The organism is Oceanobacillus alkalisoli, assembly GCF_022213125.1.
GTDB classification, from domain to species: Bacteria; Bacillota; Bacilli; order Bacillales; family Amphibacillaceae; genus Oceanobacillus; species Oceanobacillus alkalisoli.
Window position 1 is genome coordinate 131,247 of sequence record NZ_JAKNRA010000003.1, and the last position, 11,716, is coordinate 142,962.

The following is an 11,716-nucleotide window of genomic DNA, read 5'->3' on the forward strand; positions in this document are numbered from 1 at the left end:
ACGACTTTGTTCAGGGTTTTCTGGGACAGTTGCCCCCTCCCTTACGCCCCAAATTTTGGGACAAGTGCTCTGACCCCCATGTCCCATTATTTTTGTTCGGTGACGTGGACTTTGATGGATCCGGATACTTCTGGGTGGAGTTTGATTGGTATGGTTGTGTAGCCCAAAGCACGAATTGGTTCATCTAGTTCGATTTTACGTCTATCGATTTTATGTCCATAATCTTTCGCTAGCTTTTCAGCAATTTGTTTGCTTGTAATGGAGCCGAATAAGCGGCCGCCTTCCCCTGATTTCGCTTGTAATTCCACTGTTAAGTCAGCGAGTTTATCTTTTAACTGGATTGCTTCCTCTTTTTCTTCTTGTTCTTGCTGTGCGCTCTTCCGTTTCTTTGCGTCGAGCGCTTTTAAGTTTCCTGGCGTTGCTTCAATCGCCAATTTATTTTTTAGGAGATAGTTTCTTGCATAACCTTCTGCTACGTCTTTTACTTCTCCTTGCTTTCCTTTACCTTTTACATCTTTCACGAAAATTACTTTCATTCCGTTTCTCTCCCTTCGAAATATTCATCAATGATATCTTTTAATAATAATTCAACATCATGAACGGTCGTATCTTCTATTTGAGTTGCAGCGTTCGTTAAATGTCCACCGCCGTTCATTCGTTCCATTATAATCTGGACATTAATTTGTCCAAGCGAACGGGCACTGACACCAACCCGACCGTCATCGCGCTCAGAGATTACAAAGGAGGCGGTCACTCCCGTCATCGTTAGAAGTGTATCAGCGGCTTGGGCAATCAATACAGGCCCGTACGTGTCCCCTGGCTCTGCAGCAACAATGGCGATTTTTTCTCGGTATATTTCCGTTCGCTCGATTAATCTGCTGCGCTGCAAGTAAATACTGAGGTCTTCTTTTAATAACTGCTGAACAAGTACAGTATCTGCACCCTTCGCCCTTAAGTAAGAGGCTGCATCAAAGGTACGGGAACCTGTCCTTAACGTAAAGCTTTTCGTATCTACTATAATACCAGATAACAGAGCGGTTGCTTCGAGCATTCTTAACTTGATTGTTTTTGGCTGGTATTCCAATAACTCTGTCACGAGTTCAGCGGTTGAAGACGCATATGGCTCCATATAAACAAGTGTAGGGTTATCAATAAACTCTTCACCGCGGCGATGATGGTCAATCACCACTTTATATTCTGTCTTTGAAAGTAAAGCAGGTTCAGCGACCATTGATGGTTTATGTGTATCAACGATAACAATTAAACTCTGGCTCGTCATAATATCCTCTGCCTGGTCTGGTTCGATAAATCGTGCCCAGAGCTCCTCGTCAGCCTGAATCGCATCGATTAAACGCTGTACACCTGTATCCACATCATCTGGGTCAAATACAATATAACCATCCACACCATTGGCTTTTGCAATATTTAAAATCCCAATCGCTGCACCAACTGAATCCATATCCGGTGATTTATGTCCCATAATAATGACATTATCGCTCACTTTCACAAGGTCTGTCATTGCATGAGAAATAACTCGGGCACGGACGCGGGTCCGTTTTTCCATCGGATTTGTCTTTCCACCATAAAAACGAACCTTGCCGGCCTCATCCCGAATCGCCACTTGGTCCCCACCTCGGCCAAGCGCTAAGTCCAGACTCGATTGGGCAAGTTCACCAAGCTGTGGTAAAGGCACGTCCCCTTGGCCAACTCCGATACTTAGCGTGACATTCGTACTCTGATCCCCGGTGATTTCCCGAATTTCATCCAAAATATCGAATTTCACTTCTTCTATTTGTCTTAAGATCTCCCTCGTTCCGATCGCGAGAAAACGTTCCTGAGAAGTCCGCTTCACATAAAGACCGTTCCGCTTCGCCCAATCATTAATTAGGGCAGTAACTTCTGAATTGAGCTGACTTTTTGACGTGTCATCCATTGGCAACGTGATATCTTCATAATTATCAAGGAAAATAACAAATAAAACCGTCTGATCGTTTTCATAAAGGATGCGTAATTGTTCTCGTTCGGTTTCATCAATAAAGTAAATTAACCGCTCATTCTTATTAATCTTCGTGTGAAAATAATATTCATCCAATGGAATAATCGTATCATCTCGATCTTCTTTAATATCTGTAATCAATTCTTCCGACAAGAAATTAAGGGAGGAACCAATCACTTCTGCTTCATCTGAATTAAATTGTCGCATATACGGATTTGCCCATTCAATTTTATAATTCTCATCGTAAAGCACAATTCCAAAAGGAAGCTCACTTAAAGCCTCTTTCCCTACCATCTTGACGCGGGTTGAAATTAGCTTGATTTCATTTTGCAGCTCTTCTATACGCTTATTTTCTTTATGCATACTATAAGCTAATGAAGTGAGCAGTAGAATGGTACCTGCTATTCCAACTTTCCACTCATAATAAAAAAGGATGGCAAGCAAAATGGCGGATAGAATATAGATAATCCAAATATGATTTTCTAATAATCGCTTCCTTTTTATCTCCGGCATAACTGTTCACTCCAATTTTGCTTCCGTTAAAAATTATTTATTTTTTTGAAGGCGAGCCCTCAAATTTAATCCTATATCAATTATACCTAAGATCCTAGCGAAATAAAGGAGAAATATTGGAAACAGGATAGTTAGCACGATACTTGCAATAGGAATTACCTTCGACCACTTCTTATAATGCGTAAAGAAGAAGATGAATGAGAATCCTTGAATAACGAGTAACATTTCTAAAATAATCAGTGCATTTTGCACACCAATAAACATAACACCGTTCGGATCAAGCGTGATAAAGGATGCAATAATGACGATTAAATAAAGCCAGATGATAGACGTTGGTAATTTTAAATTACGAAATGGTGGAAAGTATAGTTTTTTATCTTCCATCCGGTTCAATACTTTATAACTAACCCACTGTACAAGAAACGCTAAAAATACCGCAATAATAGCAACGAAAGCTGGCATCAGGTTAACAAAGTAATGAATTTGCTCTATAAATAATGCTTCCATGTCTACGGATTCTTCGGACTCGAGACCTACTCCTTCCATAAGAGAAATATACCAATCGACTTGCTCCGTTGCAATCGTTTCGATTTCTTGAACAAAACTCACTCCAAGAAGAACTTGCGTGAAAGCAAGCGTAAATAACAGGCCTCCGATAAAACCAAGCGTTCCATAAGCCCATGTTTCATAAGCGGTACGTTTTTTGTTAATCGCATGACCAATTAACAACCCTACTGCTCCCATCATAAGGGTAAGTGGTAAGTATATAATCGTTAGAATCATACTAATAAGAGAAGCTATTGCTACGACAAGCAATCCTGGCTTAATTCCATGTCTTGATGTGTAAATGACAAAAGGCAGCGGGAGCAGAATCATCACAAAAGCTGATAAAATCGGTACTAATGTAACAAACAGGAGAATAAGGTAAACTCCTGTAATGAGTGCTCCTTCTGTCAGTTTTTTTGTATCGTTCATTTCTTGCATGCACCTCTGTTTTTTTAATTTATATTGTCCTCTTATCTTAACATGAAAGCCTCTATTATTTCGTGGTTAACGTTCGTGAAATCCTTCAAGAGAATGTACTGCCTGTCACGATATGCTCTAGGAATTAATCATTTCGAAATGACTCTCTACTTATTGCTTGTCGAAATTTCCCGAAATTATTTCCCGGGTAATATTTTTTAGCAGATTAATGAATTTCATAATATGTATTTAATGCTTCACCATCACCATATGTAGTTGAGTTGGTTCGTTCCCAACTACATATGGTGATGGGAAAGCCGACATTGGTAATTATGAAATTCATTCAGATTACTGAATTATCCAATTCAATTGGTGATTTCCCTGTTGAAATTTCAGCCACAATCAAAGCATTTATTTGGGATATCATCTATAATTATAATGTATAAGTATGTTTACATAAGGATGGAGCCCATGATTCTCATAGATGCATTTATTAATAGTCTAAAATTGCCTAATAAAAATGCGATGTTCAAGCTAAACCGGATCAGTATGGATATCGTTGTTTTTTACTTATTTATTTTAATTTTTATCGTCTCTATTCCACATCTCGTCCTTCAGCTCCGGAGCACAGAGGGGCTCGCTGGCGGGTTACCTGTGATTTTAAAATTGATTTATTTCTTTATGTTCTATTATCTGCCATTAACAATCGCTGTATTCTTGTTTATTTCTGTAATGGCGTATGTTGGAATCGGAATGGCGAAACTGATGAAGAGAAAGTTAAGGTATCAGATCATTTGGAAGCTGCTTGCTTTCACAACGACGATTCCTTTCTTCGCATATATGCTGCTCGCATCATTTTTACCAATCTCTGATAAATATTTGTTCCTTGCGATTATCTATTCTCTCGTTCTATTAATTTTAATGATCTTGAAGTATCCGAAGCGGAGAGTACGGAAGAAGAACAAATAAAGTGAAACTTCACTCTGGGGGTTCCTTACTTCCCCACAGAGTGTCAGTTGAACAGAATCAGGGATTTACGGACTGTTATCTCCCACTTTCACATTTGAGTTCCTCTCATGTTTAGAGCTAGGGGATTACAGACCGTTGATGTGTGGTAATTTTTTCAAATGGAGGTATCAGTAAAATTCATACGAAACAATTATTCATCTATATTCTTTCAGTCTCATTAAATGCGTTAGGTAATAGTTTCATGATTGTAGCGAACTTCGGAAGTGCACCGTGGACTTCTGCAGGGGAAAACTTAGCATATATCTTACCATTTTCCGTTGGAGTTTGTGTCATTATTTTACATATGTTTTCTTTTCTGCTTAGTTATTTGATGAACGTAAGACTCAGTTTAAAAATGATTGGACAAAGTCTCATTCTCGCCTTTATTTTTGGAGGTTTTATTGATTTATTCTTATACCTCCATCAATCAATCTACATTCCAGGTGATACTTTCATACGCGGTTTGTATTTGTTTGTTGGCCTTAATTTTATTGCCATCGGCGTCAGTATTTATTTCCAAGCTGGCTCGATTTACTTACCGACGGACTATTTATTGAAAGCATTCGGTAAATTGATGAAAAATTATACAGTCGGAAATATTTTATTTACGGCTGTGCCATTATTCATTAGTATTGGTATTATTTTATATCGATCTGAAATGTCCGGGATTGGTATTGGTACTTTATTCTTTATGTTTGGACTCGGATTTTTAATGGATGTGTATAACCGGCTGATTCGTATTCGAAACATGGAAGTGAGTAGCAGTAATTAGAAAAGAAAAAACAAAGACACCTCAAAACGAAAGAAAAACGTTTTGAGGTGTTTTTGTCTTACTCCGCAACAAATGGCAGAAGTGCCATTTGGCGAGCACGTTTAATAGCTACTGTAAGTTTACGCTGATATTTTGCAGATGTTCCAGTTACACGACGAGGAAGAATTTTTCCACGTTCGGAAATGAAACGTCTTAATAAATCAACATCTTTATAATCGATATAGGTAATACCGTTAGCTGTGAAATAACATACTTTACGGCGTCTACCACCACGTCCGCGACGAGCTGCCATGAGCGATTACCTCCTTCTCTTAAATGTAAATTATATAATCGATTGTTCATTACGAACAGTTAAGTTAACTCTTTATAAGCCATTCTAACCAATGTTAGAATGGTAAGTCATCATCTGAAATGTCAATCGGTTCTCCATTATTGCGGAATGGATCTTCCGTTGCTTGACCTTGACTCTGACCTTGGCCTTGGTTCGGGCTTGGTTGGAACTGGCCTTGTCCACCAAACTGATTCTGGTTTTGATTTTGAAATTGGTTCTGGTTCGGCTGGTATCCTGGTGCACCACCGCCTCTATCTTGAGAAGCATTTTTTGACTCCAGGAATTGGATGCTATCTGCAACAACTTCTGTTACAAAAACGGTCTTACCATCCTGACCTTCATACGTACGTGTTTGCAAACGACCATCGACACCGATCAAACTACCCTTTCTCATAAAGTTTGCAAGGTTTTCCGCTTGGCGGCGCCATACGACACCATTAATGAAATCTGCTTCACGTTCTCCCTGCTGATTAGAAAAAGGACGATTCACTGCGACAGTGAAGTTAGCCACTGCTATTCCGTTTGGTGTATAACGTAAATCAGGATCCCTTGTTAACCTGCCTACTAATACGACACGATTTAACATCAGAACCACTCCTTATTATTGTTCATCTCGAATTACCATATGACGGACAATATCATCAGAGAACTTAGCTAGACGGTCGAATTCGTTAACTGCTTCTTCACCGCCAGTGAAGTTAATGACAACATAGTATCCATCACGATATTCATTGATTTCATAAGCAAGACGACGCTTGCCCTTCTCATCAACTTTTGTGATTTCCGCGCCATTATCAGTTAGAATTTTGTTGAAACGCTCAATTAGGTTTGTTTGCGCCTCTTCTTCGATATCTGGGCGGATGATATACATAATTTCATATTTGTTCATCCGTTACACCTCCTTTTGGTCTTAGCGGCTTCCAGTAATTTTCTGGGAGCAAGGAGCAATTTATAAAATATAATTACTCACAATAAGATATTATAACAAACTATTCTACTTTAAACAAGGTTTCGAGATCCCTTTTTTTACGTTTATTCACGGAATTTTATACATTAAAGCGGAAATGGATAACATCGCCGTCCTGAACGATATAATCTTTCCCTTCTAAACGAATTCTTCCCTTTTCTCTAGCTACCGCCATTGAACCTGCTTCTAGCAAATCATCATAGGATACCGTTTCAGCACGGATAAACCCTCTCTCAAAGTCCGTATGGATAATTCCAGCTGCTTGTGGTGCTTTAATTCCTTTTCTAAATGTCCAGGCGCGCACTTCCTGCTCACCTGCAGTGAAATATGTTCCAAAGCCTAATAAGTTGTACGAGGCTTTAATCAGTTTATCAAGGCCTGATTCTGCAATACCTAGCTCTTCCAGGAACATATTTTTCTCGTCGGGCTCCAGTTCAGCAATCTCTTCTTCAATTTTTGCACAAACGACAATTACCTCCGCATTTTCCTCTGCCGCATAATCTTTTACCTTCTGCACAAATTCATTCGCATCAGAATCAGCAACTTCATCTTCACTCACATTCGCAACATAAAGGATCGGTTTATTTGTAAGGAGATGCAGCCCTTTCACAATTTTATCCTGGTCTTCATTGAATTCGACTGTACGTGCTGGCTTGTCATTTTCGAGTGCTTCTTTCAGCTTTGTTAACACTTCTAATTCCTGTAAAGAATCCTTATCTTTCTGTCTTGCCAGCTTTTCCACACGCTGATAACGTTTCTCTACTGTTTCCAAGTCTGCTAAAATCAACTCCAGATTAATGATTTCGATATCATCAATCGGATCAACTTTTCCAGACACGTGAGTAATGTTCTCATCTTCAAAACAGCGGACGACCTGGCAAATGGCGTCCACTTGACGAATATGGGAAAGGAATTGGTTACCAAGTCCTTCTCCTTTACTTGCCCCTTTTACAATTCCTGCGATATCGGTAAATTCAAAAGCTGTCGGTACCGTCTTCTTTGGTTTTACAAGTTCGGTTAATTTATCTAGACGCTCATCAGGTACTTCCACTACACCGACGTTTGGATCGATTGTTGCGAACGGATAGTTTGCAGCTTCGACCCCTGCCTGTGTAATTGCGTTGAATAATGTAGATTTTCCAACGTTCGGAAGCCCAACGATTCCTGCTGTAAGGCTCATTAAAATTCCACTCCTTAAGGATTTCTTTCGTCACGAACGCGTTCGTTACTCCAATTATAGTATAAGTAATCGGAAAAAGAAAAAACTAAAAAAAGAAAAATAGGTAACAAGTTTGTACCTACTTTTGTCATTTGCATGCCATATTTACGTTTTCCTTGACTACTCCTCTATTATCATACTATCTTTTTGGGATGTTTATCAAATATAGATGATTTATAAAAGGTTTTAAAACAACACATTACAAGAACCAAGCCTTCCATTAGTTCGAATGAAAAGAAAAAATAATATGCTATTTAAACCGTATAGACACTAAAACAGCTAACAAAATTGACTGTTAGCTGTTTTTAGAGCCTTTTGTATTAATATCGTTCAAACCCTCTATCCAAATTTATTCCGCTTTTTCGAGGACTTTTTTAAGTTTTTTCGTGAACTCCCGACGAGGGATCATGACACTGTGGTCGCAGCCTTGGCATTTGATACGGATATCCATGCCCATGCGGATGATTTTCCAGCGGTTTTCTCCACAAGGATGTGGTTTTTTCATTTCAACAATATCATTTAAAGTAAATTCTTTATCCGCCAATCTGATTCCTCCTTTGATAGATCTTACAACGCAAATGTGCTCTTTCCTTATTATACCTGTGTTTGTGCCTCTGTTACAATTAAAATTCACCTATTATTCTTCCATACCGGATAAAGAAGTAGTTTGACTAATATATATAGATTCAATATTCCATATAATGGGTAAATAAATGCAACCAATTGAGTAAAACTGATAAGACTGAATGGCAGCATAATCGTCAACATAATCGCAGCTGCTTTTAATAATGATAGATTGAGTTTTTTATTTACTCTAGTAACCATCCCTAGCAAAGTTGCTGCAGCCGTTGTGTAAATAGCAAGCCAAAGCATCAGCATCATAACGACAATTACAGTTTGTCCATAATTATTAATAATTAAATATAGCGGGATGGCAGGTAACTCTACTTGTTCAGCAAGCTCCATTAAGTTTGTATTGTATATAAATGTGATAATACCGAGTATGAGACCGCTTGAAACGGAGGCGATATATATTTCACCTTTGGATTTTATCCGATTCCCTATTGCCCCCAATACAGCAATTAACGGTAAAATGTTTAATGCAGTAAATGGAAAAGCAGCAGTCCAATTGTCCTGTTTTTCCCAATTACGATGGAATGATATATCCCCGTCTTTCATAAAAACGAGAAGAATTACAACAAGAGCTATGATTAACAATGGCATTAGTAATTGATTGATATTTAATAATTCACTAATTCCTTTACTAAAAATAATTAATAGTCCTGCAATAATAAAGATAATTCCCCACCAAAATGGGATTCCAAATGACTCGAACGTTGCCCCACTACCCGCAATCATCACGACCGTTACACTAAAAAGATAAATGAAGATTAAATAATCGTAAACCAATGCCAATTTCTTTCCCGTCAACCGATGAAGTACTGGAACATAATTCGTGCTCTGCAATTCATAACTGATATTTAAAATTGTTGTTGTACAGACAATAAAGAAAACCGTGAACAAAAGAATTGCCAGTCCACTTCCCGCACCAAAAAATTGCCATATCTCCCTCCCTGACGCATAACCCGCCCCCATTATTGCACCTGTTATTAAAAACATATTCTTTATCCCTGCACGAATCATGCTTATTCCTCCACTCATGATGTATAGTTTTCAGAAAAAAGCCATATACTATACCAATATGTTTTTGGAGGATAAGCTATGAATCAGAAAACGTCAGAACAAGAGAATTCCAACTTTCGAATCCATTACAATGAAGAACAAGCTATCGAAAGGGTGAGCGAAAAGATTATTTCCTGGTTCCCGCGATTGCCACGTGAGTACATCGTCGTCTGTATTGGAACCGATCGTTCGACAGGAGATGCGCTTGGACCTTTAACCGGCACATTACTTACTGCAAAAAAACCGAGGCATTTAAACATCTACGGCACCCTCCATCAACCGGTTCACGCAACAAATTTAACAGAATATATCAGTGATATTAAACATAAACATAGGCATCCATTTATCATTGCAGTTGATGCTTGCTTAGGGAGGCATGCTTCCATCGGTCATTTAATAACAGGAATTGGCCCTTTGAAGCCTGGTGCTGCCTTAAAGAAGGCACTTCCGGAGATTGGAGAAATTCATCTTACAGGAGTTGTAAATTCAGGTGGTTTTATGGATCATGCTGTTTTGCAAAGCACTAGATTATCAATGGTGATGGATATGGCCGAAACGTTCGCTGAATTACTGGATCGTATCGATCAACAATTAAGTCCAAGTTTTATCCGGCCTGCTGTTCTGCGTCATTACCCGGAAAGAAACGAAATGATTTAACAATTGAATGAATTTCATCATTACCAAAGTCGGCTTTTCCATCACCATATGTAGTTGGGAACGAACCAACTCAACTACATTGGTGATGGTGATGCATTAATTACGTATTATAAAATTCATTAAATTGATTCTTTATATTTTCTTGTGTTCCCTTCCCATTATTTGGTATGCTTTTGTTAGAGTGATAGATTATAGAAAATCTTATTCTATAAAGTGAAACTTCATTCAGTGGAGGGAAAGGTACCTCCACTGAATGTTAGTTGAACAGAATCAGGGATTTACGGACTGTTTCTCTCCCACCTTCACATTTTGGGCTTTCCTCACGTTCAAAGGGGGATTACAGACCGTTAATGCGTGATGAAACGACTCTAACTGGAGGTTTTATTCATCGATATAGAGTGGCTATTCATCGCTTCATTATTTTTAAATGGAGTTCTTCTTTTGATTATTTATGGACAAACGAAACGAATCAATCGGCTGGCAGAACGGAACAAGCAACCACTCCATTTAGAGAATGATGAAGAATTTATGCAATCGGTAAAAGAAAAGATTGCTACGGTTGGTGATGTAAAGGCAGTGAAATATGTGCGTATGGAAAAAGGCCTGTCATTAATTGATGCAAAGAAATATGTAGATAGCTTAAAATAGAGCCACTTTTTATAGTGACTCTATTTTTATATGGCTAAAACATCTGGAAAATAAAATAAATCAGTACAACGAGGAATAAGGCAGGCATTAAGTTGGCAATACGGATTTCTTTTATTTTCAATAAATTCAACCCAATAGCGACAATTAGTAAACCACCGACCGATGTTATTTCAAGTATTAATCCATTTAGCATCGCTTCCGGAACCCACTTTTCAATTTGAGTAGCGAATAACGTAATCGCCCCTTGATAAAGGATGAGTGGGATAACCGAAAAAACAACCCCGAACCCTAAGGTAGTCGTCAATACAAGGGCTGTAAAACCGTCAATTATCCCTTTTGTAATGAGAACTTCATGGTCCCCTCTTATTCCACTATCTAATGCACCAATGATTGCCATTGCGCCGATACAGAAGATCATCGTCCCTGTAATAAACCCTTGCGAAACGCTAATCGTATCATCTTTTGTCGTAAACTTGCTTCCCAGCCACATCCCTAATCGATTTAAAGCATCTTCTATCCGCATGAACTCCCCGATTATCGCACCAAACAATAAAGAAATGAGTACAATGACAATATTCTCTGTGGAAAAAGCCATTTGTAGACCGATTAATATAACAGCAAGTCCTATCCCATGCATCACTGTTTCTTTATATTTATCTGGGATACGAGTGAAAAACATCCCAATAATACTGCCTGCAACAATTAATAACGCATTTACAATTGTTCCAAATAAGACCATCATTTACACCTTCGTATTCCCTTTCGTGTTCCACGTGGAACAACACATATAATCAAATTTTTCTCAATGTTCCACGTGAAACATTTTCATGTAATATGTATTCCATTCTAAATTGATAAAGTGAAACTTCACGCAGTGGGGGGCTTTTCTTTCCCCACTGCGTGTTAGTTGAACAGATTCAGGGATTTACGGACTGTTTATCCCACACCTTCACATGTTG

Annotated in this window: 14 protein-coding genes; 4 read left to right on the forward strand and 10 right to left on the reverse strand. The window is 38.5% G+C overall.

Translation table 11 applies throughout. The features are described 5' to 3' along the window. Window positions 1-86 precede the first annotated feature (86 nt). The 3 genes from rplI to L3V42_RS06590 are packed head-to-tail and all read right to left on the reverse strand — an operon-like array spanning window position 87 to window position 3,484. Window positions 87-536, reverse strand: coding sequence for a 50S ribosomal protein L9 (gene rplI, locus L3V42_RS06580; protein ID WP_235763106.1), 450 nt, complete (start codon window positions 534-536; stop codon window positions 87-89). Beyond that, on the reverse strand, window positions 533-2,509 hold the full coding sequence (locus L3V42_RS06585) for a DHH family phosphoesterase (RefSeq protein ID WP_235763107.1): 1,977 nt from the start codon (window positions 2,507-2,509) through the stop codon (window positions 533-535). Before L3V42_RS06585 ends, rplI begins: the two co-directional genes overlap by 4 nt. Window positions 2,510-2,542: 33 nt before the next feature. Next, window positions 2,543-3,484: a YybS family protein gene (locus L3V42_RS06590; RefSeq protein ID WP_235763108.1), complete on the reverse strand. Its 942-nt coding sequence runs from the start codon at window positions 3,482-3,484 to the stop codon at window positions 2,543-2,545. Window positions 3,485-3,943: 459 nt separating this feature from the next. On the opposite strand from L3V42_RS06590, the gene L3V42_RS06595 reads away from it, so the two are divergent. Next, the gene (locus L3V42_RS06595) at window positions 3,944-4,441 is read left to right on the forward strand and encodes a DUF1189 domain-containing protein (protein WP_235763109.1); all 498 of its coding nucleotides are present in this window, start codon (window positions 3,944-3,946) and stop codon (window positions 4,439-4,441) included. A gap of 142 nt (window positions 4,442-4,583) precedes the next feature. Further along, window positions 4,584-5,252, forward strand: coding sequence for a DUF6198 family protein (locus L3V42_RS06600; RefSeq protein WP_498072166.1), 669 nt, complete (start codon window positions 4,584-4,586; stop codon window positions 5,250-5,252). 58 nt (window positions 5,253-5,310) lie between these two features. Here L3V42_RS06600 and rpsR read toward each other — a convergent pair whose 3' ends face one another. From rpsR to L3V42_RS06630, 6 genes are all read right to left on the reverse strand, one after another. After that, window positions 5,311-5,544: a 30S ribosomal protein S18 gene (rpsR, locus tag L3V42_RS06605; protein WP_235763111.1), complete on the reverse strand. Its 234-nt coding sequence runs from the start codon at window positions 5,542-5,544 to the stop codon at window positions 5,311-5,313. A 94-nt stretch (window positions 5,545-5,638) separates the two neighbouring features. Next, on the reverse strand, window positions 5,639-6,169 hold the full coding sequence (gene ssb, locus L3V42_RS06610) for a single-stranded DNA-binding protein (protein ID WP_238471611.1): 531 nt from the start codon (window positions 6,167-6,169) through the stop codon (window positions 5,639-5,641). Window positions 6,170-6,184: 15 nt separating this feature from the next. Further along, window positions 6,185-6,472 carry a 30S ribosomal protein S6 gene (gene rpsF / locus L3V42_RS06615; protein ID WP_235763113.1) on the reverse strand — a complete coding sequence of 96 codons (288 nt, stop codon included), beginning with the start codon at window positions 6,470-6,472 and terminating at the stop codon, window positions 6,185-6,187. Between the two features lie 157 nt (window positions 6,473-6,629). Then, window positions 6,630-7,730 (reverse strand): redox-regulated ATPase YchF, encoded by a 1,101-nt coding sequence (gene ychF, locus L3V42_RS06620; protein WP_235763114.1) that lies wholly within the window; start codon window positions 7,728-7,730, stop codon window positions 6,630-6,632. Between the two features lie 388 nt (window positions 7,731-8,118). Further along, window positions 8,119-8,313 (reverse strand): DUF951 domain-containing protein, encoded by a 195-nt coding sequence (locus L3V42_RS06625; RefSeq protein ID WP_235763115.1) that lies wholly within the window; start codon window positions 8,311-8,313, stop codon window positions 8,119-8,121. Window positions 8,314-8,399: 86 nt separating this feature from the next. After that, window positions 8,400-9,413: a YkvI family membrane protein gene (locus tag L3V42_RS06630; RefSeq protein ID WP_235763116.1), complete on the reverse strand. Its 1,014-nt coding sequence runs from the start codon at window positions 9,411-9,413 to the stop codon at window positions 8,400-8,402. A 78-nt stretch (window positions 9,414-9,491) separates the two neighbouring features. On the opposite strand from L3V42_RS06630, the gene yyaC reads away from it, so the two are divergent. Together yyaC and L3V42_RS06640 are read left to right on the forward strand one after the other, a co-directional pair. Further along, complete coding sequence (yyaC, locus tag L3V42_RS06635; RefSeq protein ID WP_235763117.1) at window positions 9,492-10,109, forward strand: spore protease YyaC; 618 nt, start codon at window positions 9,492-9,494, stop codon at window positions 10,107-10,109. Between the two features lie 441 nt (window positions 10,110-10,550). Further along, complete coding sequence (locus tag L3V42_RS06640) at window positions 10,551-10,757, forward strand: hypothetical protein (protein ID WP_238471612.1); 207 nt, start codon at window positions 10,551-10,553, stop codon at window positions 10,755-10,757. 34 nt (window positions 10,758-10,791) lie between these two features. Here L3V42_RS06640 and L3V42_RS06645 read toward each other — a convergent pair whose 3' ends face one another. Continuing rightward, on the reverse strand, window positions 10,792-11,496 hold the full coding sequence (locus L3V42_RS06645) for a DUF554 domain-containing protein (protein WP_235763119.1): 705 nt from the start codon (window positions 11,494-11,496) through the stop codon (window positions 10,792-10,794). Window positions 11,497-11,716 lie beyond the last annotated feature (220 nt).